This is a genomic window from Mesorhizobium sp. LjNodule214 (assembly GCF_964252735.1).
In the GTDB taxonomy this organism is placed as follows: Bacteria; Pseudomonadota; Alphaproteobacteria; order Rhizobiales; family Rhizobiaceae; genus Mesorhizobium.
Map to the genome: position 1 here is coordinate 1 of NZ_CAXUPE020000001.1, position 19,851 is coordinate 19,851.

At 59.6% G+C, this 19,851-nt stretch carries 13 protein-coding genes and 1 pseudogene; 5 read left to right on the top strand and 9 right to left on the bottom strand.

From position 1 onward, the window contains the following. Positions 1-231, top strand: a 231-nt coding sequence (locus tag ACSQ3Z_RS00005; RefSeq protein ID WP_436169385.1) for a hypothetical protein, incomplete at its 5' end; no start/stop codon positions are given. Here the strand turns inward: ACSQ3Z_RS00005 and ACSQ3Z_RS00010 are convergent. The 9 genes and pseudogenes from ACSQ3Z_RS00010 to ACSQ3Z_RS00050 all read right to left on the bottom strand — a co-directional run bounded on the left by ACSQ3Z_RS00010 (position 232) and on the right by ACSQ3Z_RS00050 (position 13,785). Beyond that, complete coding sequence (locus ACSQ3Z_RS00010; RefSeq protein WP_436169386.1) at positions 232-4,122, bottom strand: GH36-type glycosyl hydrolase domain-containing protein; 3,891 nt, start codon at positions 4,120-4,122, stop codon at positions 232-234. It abuts the gene before it with no gap. A gap of 61 nt (positions 4,123-4,183) precedes the next feature. After that, positions 4,184-4,855: a CBS domain-containing protein gene (locus ACSQ3Z_RS00015; RefSeq protein WP_436169387.1), complete on the bottom strand. Its 672-nt coding sequence runs from the start codon at positions 4,853-4,855 to the stop codon at positions 4,184-4,186. Positions 4,856-4,893: 38 nt separating this feature from the next. After that, positions 4,894-6,243: a glucoamylase family protein gene (locus ACSQ3Z_RS00020; RefSeq protein WP_436169388.1), complete on the bottom strand. Its 1,350-nt coding sequence runs from the start codon at positions 6,241-6,243 to the stop codon at positions 4,894-4,896. Positions 6,244-6,319: 76 nt separating this feature from the next. Next, positions 6,320-8,794, bottom strand: coding sequence for a phosphoketolase family protein (locus ACSQ3Z_RS00025; protein WP_436169389.1), 2,475 nt, complete (start codon positions 8,792-8,794; stop codon positions 6,320-6,322). Between the two features lie 479 nt (positions 8,795-9,273). Continuing rightward, positions 9,274-10,052, bottom strand: a pseudogene (gene fabI / locus ACSQ3Z_RS00030) (enoyl-ACP reductase FabI). Positions 10,053-10,068: 16 nt separating this feature from the next. Further along, positions 10,069-11,250: an acetate/propionate family kinase gene (locus ACSQ3Z_RS00035; RefSeq protein WP_436169390.1), complete on the bottom strand. Its 1,182-nt coding sequence runs from the start codon at positions 11,248-11,250 to the stop codon at positions 10,069-10,071. Between the two features lie 5 nt (positions 11,251-11,255). Next, positions 11,256-11,564, bottom strand: coding sequence for a CYTH domain-containing protein (locus ACSQ3Z_RS00040; protein WP_436169391.1), 309 nt, complete (start codon positions 11,562-11,564; stop codon positions 11,256-11,258). A 108-nt stretch (positions 11,565-11,672) separates the two neighbouring features. After that, positions 11,673-11,909, bottom strand: a complete 237-nt coding sequence (locus tag ACSQ3Z_RS00045) for a hypothetical protein (protein ID WP_436169392.1) — start codon at positions 11,907-11,909, stop codon at positions 11,673-11,675. Positions 11,910-12,882: 973 nt separating this feature from the next. Then, positions 12,883-13,785, bottom strand: coding sequence for a metal-dependent phosphohydrolase (locus ACSQ3Z_RS00050; protein ID WP_436169393.1), 903 nt, complete (start codon positions 13,783-13,785; stop codon positions 12,883-12,885). 230 nt (positions 13,786-14,015) lie between these two features. On the opposite strand from ACSQ3Z_RS00050, the gene ACSQ3Z_RS00055 reads away from it, so the two are divergent. The 4 genes from ACSQ3Z_RS00055 to ACSQ3Z_RS00070 all read left to right on the top strand — a co-directional run bounded on the left by ACSQ3Z_RS00055 (position 14,016) and on the right by ACSQ3Z_RS00070 (position 19,775). Further along, complete coding sequence (locus tag ACSQ3Z_RS00055) at positions 14,016-15,758, top strand: adenylate/guanylate cyclase domain-containing protein (protein WP_436169394.1); 1,743 nt, start codon at positions 14,016-14,018, stop codon at positions 15,756-15,758. 363 nt (positions 15,759-16,121) lie between these two features. Then, entirely contained in the window at positions 16,122-17,336 is a 1,215-nt protein-coding gene (locus tag ACSQ3Z_RS00060; RefSeq protein WP_436169395.1) for a glycosyltransferase family protein, read from the top strand. A gap of 1 nt (position 17,337) precedes the next feature. Continuing rightward, the gene (locus ACSQ3Z_RS00065) at positions 17,338-18,582 is read left to right on the top strand and encodes a glycosyltransferase (protein ID WP_436169396.1); all 1,245 of its coding nucleotides are present in this window, start codon (positions 17,338-17,340) and stop codon (positions 18,580-18,582) included. Beyond that, positions 18,579-19,775: a glycosyltransferase family protein gene (locus ACSQ3Z_RS00070; RefSeq protein WP_436169397.1), complete on the top strand. Its 1,197-nt coding sequence runs from the start codon at positions 18,579-18,581 to the stop codon at positions 19,773-19,775. Before ACSQ3Z_RS00065 ends, ACSQ3Z_RS00070 begins: the two co-directional genes overlap by 4 nt. The last annotated feature ends 76 nt before the right edge of the window (positions 19,776-19,851 follow it).

Sequence of the window (19,851 nt, forward strand, 5' to 3'; positions counted from 1 at the left end):
CTGGCACTTGCGAAGTGCTTTTGGAACACCAAGGTTCGTCCTGCTGGATCGGGTCGAGATGACGTTGGGTTCCGAACAGCTCCAGAAAATACTGGGGCTATTGTCCGGGCGTTCGAACACTTGCATCAACATCGGAAAAAGGCGGAAACGAGCGCAATATTTATCAAGCGATTGTTGAATGCGGTAAAGATGGTCGGTGGACCTGGACGGATGACCACCGATCAATCGTGATCACTGACCGATTGTGACGCGCACATCGTGTGTCAGGTCTTCGTCCCTGAGAGGAACATTTCCGTCTGGCAAAAGGACCCCATCCATCATGACCGAGCGCACCCCTCGGCCAGCGCCGGAAGAATTGTCGAAGCGGATCTCATAAGTCGCACGACGGTGCCGATAGGTGATCTGGTAGCCCGACCAGCTTGCGGGAACGCAGGGCTGAAATAGGAGGAACTGACCTTGGCGGCGGAGACCGAGGATTGCCTCCAGCGCCACTCTGTACATCCACCCGGCTGAACCCGTGTACCAAGTCCACCCACCGCGTCCCGTATGGGGAGGAGCGCCGTAGACGTCGGCGCTGACCACGTAGGGCTCTACCTTGTAACGCACGACCTGATCTTTGGTCGTTCCGTGGCTAATGGGATTAAGCAGGTTCCAAAGCCTCACGGCGCGCTCACCGTCACCCAATAGTGCAGTTGCCCAGACAACCCACGCGGCAGCATGGGTATATTGACCGCCGTTCTCCCGGATACCGGGGACGTAGCCCTTGATGTAGCCCGGCTGCAACGTGCCGGCGTCAAATGGTGGGTCAAAAAGGGCTATCAGCCCTTCAGTCTCGCGCACAAGCCTTTCGTAGACCGCGTCCATCGCCCGCGAGGCCCGTTCGCGATCAGCTTTGCCGGAAATGACGGACCATGCCTGCGGGATGGCATCGATCTGGCATTCGTCGTTCTGAGACGACCCGAGGGGGGTGCCATCGTCGAAATAGGCTCGGCGATACCAAGCGCCGTCCCAGGCGGTAGCTTCGAGAGCTACTCGCAAAGTCTCGGCTCGCTCAAAGCACCATTCGGCAAGGCTTGCGTCATCTCGTGAGGTGCAAATTGGGGCGAATGATCTTAGGACAGTTAGGAAGAACCAGCCGTTCCAGACGCTCTCGCCCATGCCTTCAGCACCAACTTTGTTCATACCGTCGTTCCAGTCGCCCGTTCCCATCAGGGGCAAGCCATGAGAGCCCAGACGCAAACCATGCTCTAGCGCGCGTATGCAATGTTCGTAGACGGTGACTGTCTCCTCGCTGATTTCGGGTTTATTGAAATCCTCCTCCTGATCATCCCTCAGTACGGGCGAATTGATGAACGGAACCTTCTCCTCGAGCAACCCGAAGTCGCCCGTCGCCAAGACATAGTGCTGGACGACATAGGGCAGGAAATACAAGTCGTCAGTCATGCGCGTGCGCACTCCGACACCCGAAGGAGGGTGCCACCAGTGCTGGACATCACCCTCCCTGAATTGACGGCCTGCCGATCGCAGTATGTGTGAGCGGGTCTCGTCAGGAGCGCAGTAAACCAGCGCCATCACGTCCTGAAGCTGATCTCTGAACCCGTACGCCCCGCCAGATTGATAGTTTGAAGTGCGTGCCCAAACGCGGCAAGCCAACACCTGGTACAGCAGCCAGCGGTTCATCATCAAATTCAGGCCGGTATCCGGTGTCGAGATCTGTATCGTGTTCAGGATGTCGTCCCACTGGCTGCAAGTCGCGGCGAGGCTTTCGCGAGCACGCTGGGGATTGGCATATTTCCGAACAAGTTTGCGGAGATCATCCTGTCCATCAGCTTGTCCAAGAACAAAAACAATTTCCGTGCTCTCGCCGGGCGGCAAGGAGATGTCTACCATCAGCGCAGCACAGGGGTCTTGCAGGGAATCGAAACGTCCTGCGAGCTTAGTCCGTTTCAACCCCAATGGGTTGAATACGGACCCGTATTTCCCGAGAAACTCGGTCCGGTCGGAAGTGGCCGAATTCGCCACTGGGCTGGCGGCAACAAAGGCCAGTTTTCCGGCGAAATCGTCGGACCATAGATTCTTTGCCGCAATGGCTCCAGAAACAGCATCGCGTTTGCAGACCACCTGCATTGCAGCATTCTCACGATGGGCCCCCAGCACCCATTCGACGAAATACGTCGCTGATAGGTGGCGCGTTCGTCTCCCGGTATTGTCCAATCTCAGATTTAGAACCTTGATCCCATCGTGCCGCGGAACATGAACAGTGAGCATTTGATGCAATTGTCTGCTCTGGGCTTCGTAGCGGGTGTAACCTTGGCCGTGTTGAACGGAGACGGTCGTAGGATTTCCAAGCGGCAACGGCGTCGGGGTCCAGATCGCGCCGGTTTCTTCGTCTCTCAGGTACACTACTTCGCCGGGCGAATCTGAAACCGGGTCATTCGACCAAGGCGTCAGCCGGTTCATTTGACTGTTGCCCGCCCAGCTGTATCCAAAACCGGCTTCGGTTGCGAGGCAGCCAAAGTTTTCGTTCGCTAGGACGTTGCTCCAGGGTGCCGGAGGTAGGACAGGTCCCTGCGATCCAAACTCAACCGAGATGGTGTATTCCCGTCCGTCTGCCGAGAACCCGCCCATGCCGTTCCAAAAAAGCAAATCATCGACCCGACTGGAAGCCGGCGGCTTGGTTGGCTCGTCCTTTCGAGACACCACCAATTTTGGCGGAAGCGAGGAAGCCACGTTTTGCCGATCAAGCTGAGCTGCGAGTGAACCCCTATTGCTAAGGAGAACGACGCGCGCGGCGGCAGAAATCGTTGCTATATCGTCGTCTGAAGCGGTGGCTGGAGACAGGACAAAGATGCCTCCCGGTTTGTCCACGAACTCCGCTCTGGGACTCGCCTTCAGTTCCTTAACCAGGTGACCGGCGCTACTGGAACCGCGCTCGTCAAACAGGACCAGGTCATATCGCAACCCTCGGCCACGGCTGAATTCATGCCCCAGAAGGATTTCGCGAATAAGAGTTTCGTCTCCAGCTCCGACGCGAGCCAGCAGTATTGGAAGGTCACCCGAAATTCCGCGCGACCAGAGAACTGACCGATTAAACCCCTTGCTCTTGAAATCCACCGCCTGACGGGTATTCGGATTGGTGAATGCAATACTTCCGATCATGCGGTAAAACAGTAGAACGTCGTCCGGATCCAGCTGAATGTCTTGAAGCTCCGCGCGGCACCTTTCCGAAGTTTGGGAGAACGTCGAATCAACCGATTCGATGCTGGAGAATTGCTCCGCGATTGCCTGGACCACCTCTCTATCGTCGCCGGCACCCGTCACGAAGGCAAGGCGAGCGGACTCGCCGGGCTCCAGTTGGATTCTCCTTCGAAGGGAGAAGATTGGATCCAGTACGGGGCCGGTCGTGCCTGAAAGTGCGGCGTCCGTATCAAATATTGAAGGGTTTGCCGGCGTGCGCCCTCGTCCGAGAAACTTCACGCGATCTGTCTCGCATTCGACGTTCCGTATGGATTGCTGACTTGATGCCGAAGCATGGACGCCCCAGATCGGCTTCTCCTTTGCGTCGCGTGGTCTCCGACGCGCGAACAGGGCGCTCGTTTTCCCGTCATATTCCGTTTCGACGAACAGCTTGGCGAACGCTGGATGTGCCATGTCCGCGCGCCGGTTGTTCAGACAAATTTCGGAATAGCTTGTGAATTCGAGAGTGCGTTTCCCCGCGCCGCGGTTTTCAACATTAAGCGCGCGAACCTCCGCATCGGCATGTGGTGCCACACATACGGCCCAAGAAATCTCGATGTCCCCGGCGCGATTAGAGAATTCGGCCCTGTCACTATGAAAACTGTGCTTATGGATGTTCTGCGGTGAGGAAACTGGCTGATTTCCGATGGACCAAAGCGTGTTGCTCGCTAGATCTCGAACATAGCAAAACCCGCCCCAGCAGTCTCGTGTGGCATCCTCGCGCCAGCGAGTAACATCAAAGTCCTGCCAGCTCGACCAACCGGCGCCCGAGGGAGTGAGTAAGACGCTATAGCGACCGTTAGAGAGGATGGCGGCGGCGGAAGTATCTGTCACGTTTGCCGGGCCATCGTCCTTTGACCGCACTCCAATAACCAGCTTCGCCATTGTGCGACTACCTCATTGTTGCGGCGGGATCACCGATCCCGATCCAGTCAGCCTCCCACGATTAGGCCGATCGACCTCCAGCGTCGGGGAAATGCTCAATCACGCCTTTGACGCCCCTCACGCCCTCGGCAACAACACAGGCTGCCTTCCGGCTCGCTGCAGAGGCGGTTCCCCAGAGATGGGCCAGGCCGTCCACTACGGTGACCGTCACGTTGGCGGACTTCAGGCCGATATCCTCGTTGAGGCGCGTCACGATGCTGCGGCGTATTGCTTCGTCGCCGGCGGCCGTATCATCAAACCTGGCGGTAGCGATCGCGTGCAGGAGGTCGGCACGGCTTACAATGCTCACCAGCTTCCCGTTCCGGATCACCGGCAGCCGCTTGACGCCGTTTTCCGCCATCAGCGTCGCCACATGGGACAGATCCGCTTCCTCGTCGACTGTGATCACGTTGCGGCTCATGACATCTCCCACTTTCCAGGCATGGCTCTTCACATAGGCGTTAGCCCTTTCCTCCGAAGATACGAGGTGTTCGGATGCAGCAATGGTGGGGAGCCCGAGTTCGGATCTTCGGAGGAGATCGCCTTCGCTGATCAGCCCGACCAGCATGCCCTTATCGTCGACCACGGGGAGACCGCTCACATGCTTGTCCAACATGATACCGGCGGCGCGCCTGACGCTGTTGTCCGGCGACACAGTGACGACTGTCGTCGCCATCACATCCTTGACCTTCATCGCTTCTCGTCCTTCTTGAGCCGCGCAACCGCGAGGCTTCATGGCCTCCGATCTGGATCACTGGCCTGATGCAGCCAACCCCCTGAAAAGCCTGCTCGTCGTAAACCGGCCACTATCGGCGTACAGCGACGCATGATGTTCCAGAGCAGGCCCGTTCGATAGTTTTCGATCATTAGCACGACGGGTCCTTGGTCGATGCCGAAGTGACAGGGCGTTACCCACCAACCGGTGGGACTATCGTCCATGGCATACGACTGGTTGAACGATGGTTTGAACCCGTAGAGGCGTGTCATGCCGAGGTTCATCCGGGCAAAGTTACGGATCGTGGGGACGACGATCTCCGGCGCGAATGGCAGCGAGGCTATCACCACCCATGGTGCGACGGTTCCGTCGTCGGGGCCGAACGGAGCGCCGCGCGCCGTATAATCGAAGAACTGCCGCTCTACGCCACCGACGGTTCGCGTGATCCATCCGGGTCCATCGCACGCGGTGAATCCCCAACAATATTTCCCGTAGCCAGCGAACCCCATCGGGTTTCTAATCGCATACTCTTGCTGGACGAACGTTGCCTGCCGGCTGTTCTGGAAATAGTCGCTGTCACGCTGCCGCATGAAGTCGTCGCGAATGCCTCGGAAGTCCACCCACATGTGTGACAGCTGATGGGTAAAAAGCGGCCCGGAATAGAGCAGCTCGCGGCCGTAGATCTTCTTCCATTCGTAGGTTGCGGTGTAGGCGGAATAGCTCTCGCGCTGCAACGGGTGCGTCGGCGAGCCCAGACCGAGGATATAGAGTAGCAAAGCCTCGTCATAGCCGTGCCATCGATGGGGGATGAACCCGGTTTCCGGGCGCCAGCCGTGTGTCAGGGATACATCTCCATTGCAGGCCCATTGCCAATCGGCACGCTCGTAAAGCGTCGTGGCGAGATCACGGATTTCGGCTTCTTCCGGGCTGTCCAGATCGAAATAGGTGGCAACCGTGAGAGCACCTGCGAAGAGAAACGCCGAGTCGATGGTGGACAATTCGCATTGCCAGACCCGGCGACCAGTTTCGATGTCCAGGAAATGGTAGAAGAAGCCTTTGTAGCCGGATGCGTCCGCTTCTGGCCCCTGAGGACATTCCAGCAGGTATCGCAGTCGCTTGCGGGCGATCTTTGCCGCGAATTTGCGTATGACAACGCTCCGCTCCACGATGACGGGAAGCGTGGCCAGGGCCATGCCGATGGCCGCGATGCTCGCCGGGGCGTTGGGCTCCGTCTTGTCGCGGACCAGACCGTTGTCCGGGTTCGTTTCATGCAGGTAGTACAACAGTGTCGTAAGTTGCAGGCGGGCCAGGTCCTGATCGGTCGGCGGCCGGTCCAGGTCTGCGTCGGTTGACGGCAATTCGGGCATAGCGCAAACGTGCCCTGTTAAGCGCGGTTCACTCGGACATCGTGTAAATGCGGCAGGCCTGCGGTTGTACCACAATTCAAATGTTGTCCCCTTCCGTCGAGGTCTTTTGCGACTTAGCGGACTTGGCGGACTTGCCGCTCAGGCCCCATTTCCAGCCGCTGATTGCCGGCATGTCATCGCCGTACCGTTCAATGTGCTGTCGGTGTTCTATCAGCCTTTCGTGAATTGCCTGTTTGAAGTAGGCAGCGCGAGCGCCCAACTGCGGCAGGCGGTCGATCACGTCCTCCGCCAGATGGAACCGGTCGAGGTCATTCAGCACCACCATGTCGAACGGCGTGCTCGTCGTGCCCTCTTCCTTGTAGCCGCGTACGTGCAGGTTATCGTGGTTCGTCCGGCGATAGGTCAAACGATGGATCAGCCACGGGTAGCCGTGGAACGCGAATATGATCGGCTTGTCCTTGGTGAACAGCGCATCGAAATCGCGGTCCGACAAACCGTGCGGATGTTCGCTCTGTGGCTGCAGTTTCATCAGGTTCACCACGTTGACCACACGCACTTTTAGGTCCGGCAGGTGCTTGCGGATAAGCTCGACGGCGGCCAAAGTCTCCAAAGTCGGTACATCGCCGCAACAGGCCATGACTACGTCGGGCTCGTAACCCTCGTCGTTGCTTGCCCACTTCCAGATGCCAAGGCCCTCGGCGCAGTGCTTGATGGCCTCGTCCATGCTAAGCCACTGTGGCGCCGGTTGCTTACCGGCGACCACGACGTTGACGTAGTTGCGGCTGCGCAGGCAGTGGTCGGTCACCGACAGCAGCGTGTTGGCGTCCGGCGGCAGGTAGATCCGGATGACCTCCGCCTTCTTGTTCACGACATGATCGATAAAGCCGGGATCCTGGTGACTGAAGCCATTGTGGTCCTGACGCCAGACATGCGAGCTCAGGAAGTAGTTCAGAGAGGCGATCGGCCGGCGCCAAGGGATATGGTTGCACACCTTCAGCCACTTGGCGTGCTGGTTGAACATCGAATCGATGATGTGGATGAACGCCTCGTAACAGGAGAAGAAACCGTGGCGGCCTGTTAGCAAATATCCTTCCAGCCAACCCTGGCACTGATGTTCGCTGAGCACCTCCATCACACGCCCGTCAGGCGAGAGGTGGTCGTCTTCGGGGTAGATCTCGGCCATGTAGCAGCGGTCAGTGACCTCGAGCACATCCTGCCAGCGATTGGAGTTGTTTTCGTCCGGGCTGAACAAGCGGAAGTTCTTGTTTTCCAAATTTAATTTCATCACGTCGCGGAGAAACTTGCCCATCGCGCGCGCGGACTCGGCCGTGGTTGCGCCAGGGCTGGGAACAGTCACCGCATAGTCGCGGAAATCCGGCATCTTGAGGTCGCGGAGGAGCAGTCCGCCATTAGCGTGCGGATTGTCGCTCATTCGGCCATGGCCCGTGGGGGCCAGCGCCGCCAGTTCGGATTTGAGCCGGCCATCGTCGTCGAACAACTCTTCCGGCCTGTAGCTCTTCATCCACCGTTCGAGAATTCGAATGTGTTCCGGCTTGTCCATTTCGCCCATGGGAACCTGGTGTGAACGCCAATAATCTTCACACTTCTTGCCATCGATCTCTTCCGGGCACGTCCACCCCTTCGGAGTGCGAAAGACGATCATCGGCCACGCAGGCCGCTTCAGGTTGCCCTTGTTGCGCGCCTCAGCCCAGATCCGCCTGATCTCGGCCACTGCAGTGTCGAGCACGCCTGCCAACTGCTGATGGACGTCGGCCGGATCGCGCCCCTCGACGAAGTAGGGCGCGTAGCCCATGCCCTCAAAGAACTTCCGCAGTTCCTCTTTGGGGATGCGCGCAAGAAAGCAAGGGTTGGCGATCTTGTAGCCGTTGAGATGGAGGATCGGAAGCACACAACCGTCGCGGGCCGGGTTAAGGAATTTGTTGCCATGCCAACCAGTCGCGAGTGGGCCGGTTTCCGCCTCGCCATCGCCGACGATGCAGGCGACGATCAGATCCGGGTTGTCGAAAGTTGCGCCATATGCATGGCTCAAGGCGTATCCTAGCTCACCGCCTTCGTGAATACTGCCAGGCGTCTCTGGCGCAACGTGGCTCGGAATACCGCCGGGGAAGCTGAACTGCTTGAATAGCCTCTTCATGCCCTCCGCGTCTTGGCTGATGTTTGGATAGAACTCGCTGTAGGTTCCTTCCAGATAGCCGTGCGCAACCAGGGACGGGCCACCGTGCCCGGGCCCTATGACGTAGATCATGTTGAGTTCGTCGCGTTTGATGATCCGGTTGAGGTGAACATAAAGCATGTTCAATCCTGGAGACGTTCCCCAGTGGCCGAGAAGTCGTGGTTTGATGTGCTCGCGCTTCAATGGTTCCCGCAGCAGGGGATTGTCGAGAAGATAGATTTGGCCGACCGAAAGATAGTTTGATGCTCGCCAATACGCATCCAACAGGCGAAGCTCCTCCGCGGTTAGATGTTCTCCTTCCGTCCGTTTATTGTCCGTTCTCTTGTTTTCTTTTTTTGCAGCCAGAACCTCAGACATCGAAACCTCCTATCGAAGTCTACACTGACGCCGCCCGACCAAACTTTAGGCTAGGGCGATAGCCAACAAAATTTGCAGCGATACATGCGCTGCTCGGAACCTGTCGATCCGAAAATTGCTACGGGCAGGGTCAGCAGATCGGGAAGCCATCCCCGCATCTCTAAAGCCTGTCGCAGTGTCGCATAAAAAGCGCTTTAGGCACAGAACAATTCAGGACGAGATTAGCGTATACCAAGCTTGCCGACTGTTAGTCGTCAAATACGGTGGCATCAGCGCGACGGGGTGCCGTTTGAAGTCGGGGCAGCTTGTTCCGACCGACTGGAAGCCGGCCGTCGGCTCTCCAGAAACGCGTTCGCACGCCAGGCCGGCAAGGGGCGCTGTCATCGGTACTGCCTCCGGTCAAAAAGCTGGTGGGGTCATTCCGGACGCCTACTTCACCGAAGGTGCCAACCGGATTGGCCCGTGCGATAGTTCCTGCTTCAGTCGACGATGTGATAGCCACCATCCACATAGATCACCTGCCCGGTCATCGATTGCGCGACATCCAGCGCGAGGAAGGCGCAGGTCGCGCCCACCTCGTCGATTGTCACTAGCTTACGTGCGGGCGACCTGGTGCGGGCCTTGTCCAGCAGCAAGTCGAACTCGGCGATACCCGAGGCTGCGCGGGTGGCTAATGGGCCTGGCGATACCGCATGGACGCGGATGCCCTTAGGACCCAGTTCCGCCGCCACGTATCGTACGGCACTTTCCAGAGCTGCCTTGGCCACCCCCATGATGTTGTAATTCTCGACCACCATCTGTGCGCCATAATAGGTCATGGTGAAAAGCGTACCGCCATCCTCCATTAGGGGCTCGGCCAGATGGGCCATGCGCAGGAATGACCAGCAGGAGACGTCCATGGTCCTCAGGAACCCGTCGCGCGGGGCATCGGTAACCCGGCCCTGCAGTGTATCCTTCGGCGAAAATGCGATTGAGTGGATTACAAAATCGAGCTTTCCCCAATCCTGCGGTCAAAGACCGTCTCCATCTGCCCGTCCTGCATGACGTCCAGCGGCAGGAACAGCTTGGCCTCGACCTCGCGCGCAAGCGGCTCGACATGAGGCTTAGCCTTGTCGGACAGATAGGTGATCGCTAGCTCGGCCCCAAGAGCACGGAAGGCACGGGCACAGCCCCAGGCGATAGACGGGTCGTTGGCGATACCGACGATCAGGCCGCGCTTGCCTTCGAGCAGCCTTGCCTTGGCGATGGGAAGGGTCATGTGTATCTCCGGTTGATCAAATGCTGGAGGGCAGCAGCGCCAGGGTCTGCCGCGCGATCATCAGTTCCTCATCGGTGGGGACCACCATCAGGCGCAGCGCCGAACCGGGGGCAGATATCACCGTGGCAGCGGCGGCATTGGCCTGCGGATCGAGAGCCGCTCCCAGCCAGCCTAGCCTGGACGCGATACGAGCGCGGATCTCGGGCGCGTTCTCGCCGATGCCCGCAGTAAAAACCAGCGCGTCCACGCCATCCATAGCAGCCGCAAGCCCGCCGATGTTCATCACACAGCGCTGGACGAAGTAGTCAATGGCGAAAGCCGCACGGGGATCGTCGCAGGCCAGAAGCTCGCGCATGTCGTTCGACACGCCCGAGAGTCCCCTCAAGCCAGAGTCCTGGTAGAGAAGGCTCGACACTTCGGCCGCCGTCATTCCCTTCTGATCGATCAGATACAGCACCACTCCGGGGTCGATCTGCCCCGGCCGCGTGCCCATTGGCAGGCCGTCCAGCGCGGTGAAGCCCATGGTGCTGTCCACGCTCCGTCGGGCCTTCAACGCGCACATCGACGCGCCGCTGCCCAAATGTGCCACGATCACGCGGCCATTCGCAATCTCGGGGGCCACCTCGCTCAGACGCTGCGAGACATATTCGTAGGAGAGGCCATGAAAGCCATAGCGCCGCACGCCTTCGTCGTGCAAGGCTCGGGGGATTGCATAGCAATCGGCCACCGCCGGATGGTTGCGGTGAAAGGCGGTGTCGAAACAGGCGACCTGCGGCAAATCGGGGGCAAGCTCGCGCACGAGACGGATCGGGGCCAGGTTGTTGGGCTGGTGCAGCGGCGCCAGCGCCTCGAGGGCTCGCAACCGCTCCAGCACGATGTCGTCGATGCACACGGGCGCGGAATAATCCGGTCCGCCATGTACCACGCGATGGCCGACCGCCTGCAGCGAATAACCTGAAAGCGCACGCAGCCAGTCCTTTAGCGCGCGGGTCGCGGCGGGCAGATCAGGGATTGCCTTCACCTCGGCCCGCTCGTCAATCAGCACCGCGCCTGCGGCATTTGCGGCGCGAAAGCGAGGGTGCACGCCGATGCCGTCGATTTGACCTTTTACCTGCCGCTCGGGCCCTTTGGAGCCCACGGCGAAAATCTGGAACTTCAGGCTCGACGAACCGGCATTTAGAACAAGGATCACATCCATGTGCGTCACACCTTGAGCAGGGGCCCGCTCGCACGCCGCGCGGCGGCGAGAATCGTTCCCACTGCAGCCGAGGCCAGCCGCGTCCGTACCGAATCCGCTCGGCTGGTCAGGACGATCGGAACACGCGCTCCGTCGTGCCTGATCCTCAACGCCATCCCGGCCTTCTTCAGCGCGTGTTCGGGGGTGTCCAGATAGATGCTTCTCAGCGTCTTCGTCGTTGGCCTGCCCTTGGCCAGTTTCGATGCCTTCACGCGCGCCCAGAATTCGGTGGGCGACGCTTCGTCGAGGATGAATTTCAGCTCGACTTCGCTCATGTGATATCATGAGAGGCTTCCCACGCGATCATGTCGTGGCAAGCCTCGATCTGCTGCTCGCGGATTGCAGTCCGGTCGGCAATCGTTGGACCCAAAAGGGGCGTGACCTCAATGGGCTTTGCTGCCAACGCGCTCGGCTTCGGCGATTGCCTTTAGGTTCTTTGTCCTTCCGTGGTCTTCTTCGGCATTGGCGATGATTGAAAAGAAGGCCGCCCACACGATGTCCTTTTTCGAGGCCTTCGGATGCTCTTTCCTTGCGGCTTTCAGCAGCTGCTTGGGGTTCATACCTGGCGTCACGACACGCATGAGGGTGTCAGCAATCGCCTGCATCTCTTCCGCTTCCATGACTGGAACTCCATACCTATCACGATGAGGCTAGCATACCAGCGAGGCTAGGTGACCGCCATCAGATCATGGTCGGGCCTGTCAAATATATTCGCCGGCAAAAAAACCTGGTGCCAGACGCTTGGGGCCGTGCGAGCGGGAGGCCAAGGCCGCGCTTCAGGCCTGAAAACCGTGAGGACGATGCCACTGCGATGCGGTCGGGCAGACCGGCGCGAGGTGAGATCTGCTCGTTCTGGCAGGTGAGCCCAACGGCAACTTTCCGCCCAACTGAGACGCTCCATCTCGGCCCAGGTATGACCGGTTAGGGTCAGATCGCGTCATGATCAGGCGGAAAACATTGCCGCAAACGGGCTCCGGCCGCTCGTTCTCGCTGAGCGTATCGACTGGCTTCGTGGGGCAGATTCAAGAATCGCTGATGCGTTGAGCCGGGATCGAGCTCTTGATACATCAAAGCGCCATGGAATGGGTGGCCGCGAAAAGCAAGTACACGTCGCCCTATCTCGAATGGCCATGTTCCAAGACTACGAGTATCTGTTCGAGGGGTCGGAGTTTGACAGGCGCATGTTGCAGTCGGCGGGTCTCGATGAACTCTTGCCTCTGCTCAAGAGTCGTGGCAAATCGAGACTTGTTCAGGTGATCCTCCCCGGTAGCCTTGCCCTAGATGGGGCTCACCCGTTCTTTCCAATCGATGAAACCAGACGGATTGATCTATACCCCAACCTAGTGCGAACACTCTTAACCGAGTTCGCTTGGCAACTGTATAACCCGTCGAGCCCAAGGCGGTCGCTGGATCTGTGCCTCATGTTTCGTGAGGCGATTCCGGCAGCATTCATCGAAACTGTCGAAACAATCGACCCTGTCGGCGCGACATAGACGCGACACGGAATCTGCAAAGCGTTTCCCTACAAGGATTTCAGAAAGCTTCCTAATCTGTAGGTCACAGGTTCGATTCCTGTCGGGATCATCAATATTTTCAAGGGGTTAGCGAGCAAGTTACCACGGAAAGGCTCGCCGAGGTCGGCTGCAACGCGCCGGGGAACGGCCCGATCCTGGCCGGGCGATGCCCGGACTGGAAGAGGTTGCTGTGGAGGTTGGCGATCCACTGCTTGCCTTCCGTCGTCAGCTCCAGATAGCGGATCGCGTCGCCGATATAGGGCTCGACCTGCAGCGTGAAGAAATCGGTGAAGATGGCGCCGAGATCGGCGGCGGTCCTGCAGCCGAGCTTCTCCACCATCCCGATCTCAGAGAACTCGGCAAACAGCGCCGGCAGCTTGCGGTGGTAGAAGGGATCAGCGAGCTGGCCGATCAGGTCCGCGGCCCTGACCAGCGCCGGCTCGGTGTTGGTGACCTGGTAGGCCGGATCGTTCGGTACCGGAAAGCGCGTCATCTCGATCGCCTCTACAATGCGCTCCTCGTTGATGAACTTCGAGGAAGCAAAACGTTGGCGCGCATAGATCTTGGCGCGCTCGATATGATAGGGCGCAAGCACCGCGTCGGAGGCGCCGCGCGGTGGCGTATGGCGGTCGCCGGCCTCGTTAATGACGAAGCTGTCCGCGGTGTCGCCCACGCATACGCCGTGCACCATGCCAATGTCGTGGACAAGCAGCGCGCAGGTATAGTGCAGCCAGTCATCGGGGGTCAGGGATTCCGACAGCAGCCGGCCGCGGATGATCTGCTGGCCAGCGAGCGTAACCATCAGCGTATGCTCGATGTTGTGATAGAGCGCGTTCGAATTGCCGATGCGCTCCAGGACAAGGCGGGCCGCGCCCCCTATGTAGCTCGCATATTCCGAATTGCGATGCGAGAAATACTGGAGATAGAGTTCTGACAGATGGTCGCCGAGCCGGTCGGCCATGATGGAGATTGGATTGAGCATGACAATCGTTCCTGACCGCCTTGAAGCACGACATGTCGCGCCGCGCGGCGGCTATCCTAGCACGGTTTTGGCGTAGATTTTATCTCGGGACCAAAGCCCCAAGGCAGCGGCGACTACCGAATGTTGCTGCGGTCGCCATCGCCGCTCATGAGACCGTGGCCGCTGTCAGTGCTGAGCCTTTGATTCCAGCGACTCCATGTTAAAGTTGCGTGTCTTTTTGAGGCTGAAGTATGGAACACAGGCTCGCTGCAGTGCTTGCAGCCGACATGGCAGGATATTCTCGGCTCATGGAAGCCGACGAGCAGGGCACGCTCGCCCGGCTAAGAACCCACCGGATCGAGCTCATCGATCCGGCAATCGCCAAGAATCAGGGCCGAATTATCAAGACCACAGGCGATGGCATGCTGGTCGAGTTCCAAAGCGTGGCGGACGCCGTACGCTGCGCTGCAGAGATGCAGATTCGCATGCGCCGCCGCAACACCGACGTGCCGGAGGACCGTCGTATCCAGTTTCGCATTGGCATCAACCTAGGTGATATCATCTTCGATGAAGGCGACATCTACGGCGACGGCGTAAACGTTGCGGCGAGACTCGAGCAGCTCGCTGATGTCGGCGGGGTATGCGTCACCCAAGCCGTTTACGAACAGGTCTGCGATCGCATTGAAGTCAAGTTCGAGGATCTGGGCGAGAAGTCTCTGAAGAACATTTCACGGCCGGTGCGGGTCTGGCGTGCGTTACTCGACGAGGCTGCTTCGGCAGCGGGCAACGCCGCCGCCCGACGTGGCGTCATCAAGCCCTCGATCGCCGTCCTGCCCTTCGCCAATATGAGCGGCGATCCCGAACAGGAATTTTTCGTCGATGGCCTGACCGAGGACATCATCACGGAACTTTCGCGCCGGCATGAGCTCTTCGTGATCTCGCGCAACTCCACCTTCGTCTACAAGGGGCAGTCGGTGAATCTACGCGAAATCGCCCAGAAGCTGGGCGCGCAATATCTGGTGGAAGGCAGCGTCCGCAAATCGGGCGGGCAACTCAGGGTCACCGCCCAGCTGATTGACACGGCAAGTGACACACATATTTGGGCCGAGCGATACGATCGCAAGCTGGACGACGTGTTCGCCATCCAGGATGAGCTGACTGCGGCAATCGTGGCCACGCTGCCCGGCCGCCTCGAGGCCGCGCAGCAGGACCTGGTCGCGCGCAAGACGCCGGCCAGCATGGCGGCTTATGAATGTGTGCTGGCGGCCAAGGTCCGCCACCATCGCGGCAATCGCGCCGAGAACGAGGAGGCGCTGAAACTGATAACGCGGGCAGTAGAGCTCGACCCCGACTACGCGCATGCCCACGCCTGGAAGGGCTGCATCCTGGGGCAAGCCTGGGGCTACGGCTGGTGTGCCGACAAGGACGCGACCTTCGACGAGATTGTCCGCGAGGTGGAGTCGGCACAGGCGCTGGACGCCAACGACGCGGATGTCCAACGAATCCTGGCGGCAATCAACATCAGCCGCAACGACCTGACCAAGGCCCGCCACCACCAGGAACGCGCTCTCGCGCTCAATCCGAACTACGATCTCGTGGTGGTCCAGCAGGGCGAGCTTCTGACTTGGCTCGGCCACCCCAAGGAAGGGGCCGACTGGATTCGCAAGGCCATGCGGCTGAACCCTCACCACCCGGAGCGCTTCTGGAGCCATCTCGGGAAAGCGTACTTTGCAGCCCGGGAATACTCTGAAGCCGTCGAGGCCTTCATGCATCTGTCGAAGATGGATGCCAGCCAGCATGCCTTTGTTGCGGCCGCCTATGGCTGGCTGGGTGATCGGACAGCTGCGGCCGCGCACTACGCTAAAATAAGCAAGTTCGATTCGGAGTTCACGATCGACGCGTTGGTCGCCACCCTGCACTACGCGAATGAAGCGGACCTTCAGCATTTGGTTGATGGGCTAAAAACTGCCGAATCCGCTCAGTTCCAGGCATAGGTTCGCTGGTCTCATGCGACGGTCCAAATGATCTTCGAGCGGTTCGAACGATCAAATCGGCAACCGCACTGCCGGCCAATGGGGGGCCGGTCGATCGACAGGGGCTCTGCAAGCTGGCTAAGCAAACGGATCTGCATCGGCGAGGATCAATACCGGTGAAATGATACAGGTTCTTCTGGAACACGTGGCAAGCGGGCCGCTGAGCAGGCGCAGCTTCCTGGTTTCAGCATATGGACCCTCTTGGGTAATATAAATTGAAAATTGCGCCCTCATGTTCCAAAACAGGTCGGTAGACCCGCGAGGATGGTTTCGAATCCTGCGGCCCACGGTCCTCAAGGCGAGAATTTTAAGAGACGTTCAACAATGACCCAGCACGTACAAAACGCTCGAATTCTCATGTACAGCCACGACACGTTCGGGCTTGGCCACTTGCAGCGCTGCCGGACGATCGCGCATTCGCTGGTCGAGGATTTCCGCGGACTTCAGGTGCTTATCATTTCGGGTGCGCCTATCGCTGGCGCCTTCGACTACCGCGCCCGTGTCGACTTCGTGAAGATCCCCAGCGTCATCAAGTTGCGCAACGGCGAATACACCTCGCTGGAAAAGGATATCGATCTGCATGAGACGCTAAGGATGCGCCAGTCGATCATCCGCCACACAGCCGAGACTTTCCGGCCGGATATCTTCATCGTCGACAAGGAACCGCTCGGTCTGCGCGGTGAGATCGAGGACACGCTGTCCTACCTCAAGACGCGGGGCACCACGCTCGTGCTTGGCCTGCGCGAGGTGATGGACGCGCCGCATCTGCTCGAAGCAGAGTGGGCAAGCAGGGATGTGATGCGCAAGATAGGCCTGTTCTACGACAAGGTCTGGGCCTATGGTCCGCCGGATTTCTACGATCCGTTGACCGGCCTGGATGTGCCGCCGGCTGTCAGGGCAAAGATGAAGTTCGTCGGTTTCCTGCAACGGAGCCTGCAGAAGAACGAGTTGCCCGGCCACCGGCCCGAGGGCGACTATCTCCTCGTTACCACCGGTGGCGGCGGTGACGGCGCCGAACTGATCCACGACGTCATCGATGCCTATCAGCAGGATCCGCAGTTGCAGCATAGGGCGCTGATCGTGCTTGGGCCCTACATGCCGGCGCGCAAGCGCAACAAGCTGCTCAAGAAGGGGTCCAAGATTCCCTATATCAAGATCATCGAGTTCGACAACCGCATGGAAGAGCTGATTGCCGGCGCCAAGGCGGTAGTGGCTATGGGCGGCTACAACACCTATTGCGAGATACTGTCATTCGACAAGCCGGCGCTGATCGTGCCGCGCGTCAAGCCCCGCGAGGAACAGCTGATCCGAGCACGGCGCGCAGCCGAACTCGGCCTCATCGAGATGCTTTTGCCGGAAGAAGCCGAGGATTCCCAGCGGTTTGCCGATGCACTGCAGGGGCTGCCGGACCGGCCCCGCCCATCGCAGAGCAATCCGCATCTGACGCTGGAAGGGCTGCCTCATATTTCCGAAATCGTCGCGGAACTGCTCGAGCGGCGGGCCGGCCATCACCTTTCGGTCATTGAAGGCATGAACTGAGTTGCAACATCGCAAGATCGTCGTGGTTCTGAAGGGCTATCCGCGGCTGTCGGAAACCTTCATCGCGCAGGAACTGCTCGGTCTGGAGCGTGCGGGGTTCGATCTGGTACTCGTCGCGCTCAGGCGGCCGACCGACGCAAAACGCCACCCCGTTCATGACGAGATCAAAGCGCCCGTCCATTATCTGCCGGAATATCTGCATGAAGAGCCGTTGCGCGTAGTTCGCTCGCTGTTTGCTTATCTGCTGCGGCCGGGCTTCTGGCGCGCGCTCGGATCGCTGGCTGCTGATATCCCCCGCGACTTTACGCGCAATCGCGCGCGCCGCTTCGGGCAAGCGCTCGTGCTGGCGGCCGAATGGCCGGAAGACGCGGGCTGGCTGCATGCACATTTCGCGCACACACCGGCATCGGTGACGCGCTATGCCAGCCAGCTTCGTGGCCTGCCCTGGAGCTGCTCGGCCCATGCCAAGGACATCTGGACTTCGCCGGACTGGGATCTGGCTGGCAAGCTTTCCTCGGCGCGCTGGACGGTCACTTGCACGAAAACCGGCTTCGACCGTCTGAAAAAACTCGCTAACGGCAACTCGTCTGTGCATCTGAGCTATCATGGGCTCGACCTTGATCGCTTCGGCAGTTTCGGCGAGGCGCGAAAACAGCATGACGGCTCGGCGCCGGACGAACCGGTTATCGTTCTGAGTGTCGGGCGCGCCGTTGAAAAGAAAGGTTACGATACCTTGCTGGAGGCCCTTGCCCTCTTGCCTGGTGATTTGGCGTGGCGTTTCGAGCATATCGGCGGCGGCGAGGAACTGGAACGGTTCAAGGCGCTGGCGCAAAAGCTCGGCCTGGATGGTCGCGTCTCTTGGAAAGGCGCGCTTGCGCAGGAGGAGGTGCTTGAGCACTACCGCTGCGCCGACATCTTCGCCCTGGCCTGCAGGATCACCGCAAATGGCGACCGGGACGGTCTGCCGAATGTTCTGGTGGAGGCGGCTAGCCAGCGGCTTGCCTGCGTGTCGACCGATATTTCCGGCGTGCCGGAGCTTTTATCGTCGGATGAAACCGGGCTGCTGGTTCCGACGGAAAACCCAATTGCCCTGGCACAGGCGCTGGAGCGCCTGATCCGTGATCCCGTGCTGCGCGCCCGCCTCGGCGACGCCGCAGAGCGGCGCGTGCGCGGCAATTTCGATCATATGGCAAGCATTGGACAGCTCAAGGAACTGTTCGAGCGGGAGTGGCGGGCCGCCGAATGAAGCGGCTGCGCGCCTTCTTCTATGTCCAGCACCTGCTCGGTATCGGCCATCTCGCGCGCGCCAGCCGCATTGCGGCGGCTTTGGTCGATGACGGGTTTGACGTAACCGTCGTGACCGGCGGAGCGCCGATCGCGGGGTTTCCGGGACTGGGTCTAAAATCTGTAACCCTGCCACCTGTCACCTCCGGTGATAAAGGATTTTCCGGACTTGTCGACCTGCAGGGCAAACCCATCGACGATGATTTCAAGAAATGGCGTTCAGAGATGCTGCTGCAGGCATTCCGGGATTGCAGGCCTGATATCGTCATTGTCGAGGCGTTTCCATTTGGACGCCGGCAGATGCGTTTCGAACTCTTGCCGCTGATCGAGGCCATCGACGCGACGTCGCCCAGACCGCTGCTGGCGACGTCCGTCCGCGATATCCTTCAGGAGCGCGTCAAGCTGGGCCGAAACGAGGAAACGGTCGATCTCATCAACAGGCATTTCGACCTTGTTATGGTCCACGGCGATCCGGCTTTCGCAGCCATCGACAAGACATTTCCACTGGCTGGGGCGATCAGCGCCGAGGTCACCTACACAGGGCTCGTTGCCGCGCCGCCGTCGCCCGCGGCCTCCGAGCGCTTCGACGTTCTGGTGTCGGTTGGCGGCGGGGCTGCCGGAAAGAGCCTTGTCAGCTCCACCATCGCAGCGGCGCGGAATGCCAACAACGCTTGGAAATGGTGTTTGATCACCGGCCCAAACCTGCCGAAAGACGAGTTTGACGCGATCGCACGCGGTGCCACGCCGGGCCTGTCCATCTTCCGGTTCCGCGAGGATTTCGCCAGCCTGCTGACCGGCGCCCGCCTGTCAGTCTCGCAGGCGGGTTACAACACGGTCTGCGATGTCCTGCGCGCGGGTTGTCGCTCCCTGCTCGTTCCATTTGCAGCCGGCGGGGAAACCGAGCAGACGGTTCGCGCCCTGATGCTCGAAGAACTCGGTCTTGCAACGGTGCTGATGGAAAAGGATCTAACGCCTGAGGGTTTGGCGCAAGCGATCGAACAGGCGCTTGTGGGACCGACGCCATCCGCGCATCGTCTCGATCTGGAAGGCGCGCGTCACTCGGCGCAAATCCTGCGCGAGCGGTATCGAACATGGTCCCTAAAACTGGGGCCCGGTTTCGGAAAAGTTCATGATCAAACAGACGATAGATCCTAGAACGGTTCATCGTTTCACGGAAACGCCGAACCGCTCTATCCCTTTGTTTTGACGCAATTCCGGACGGAAAACCGCT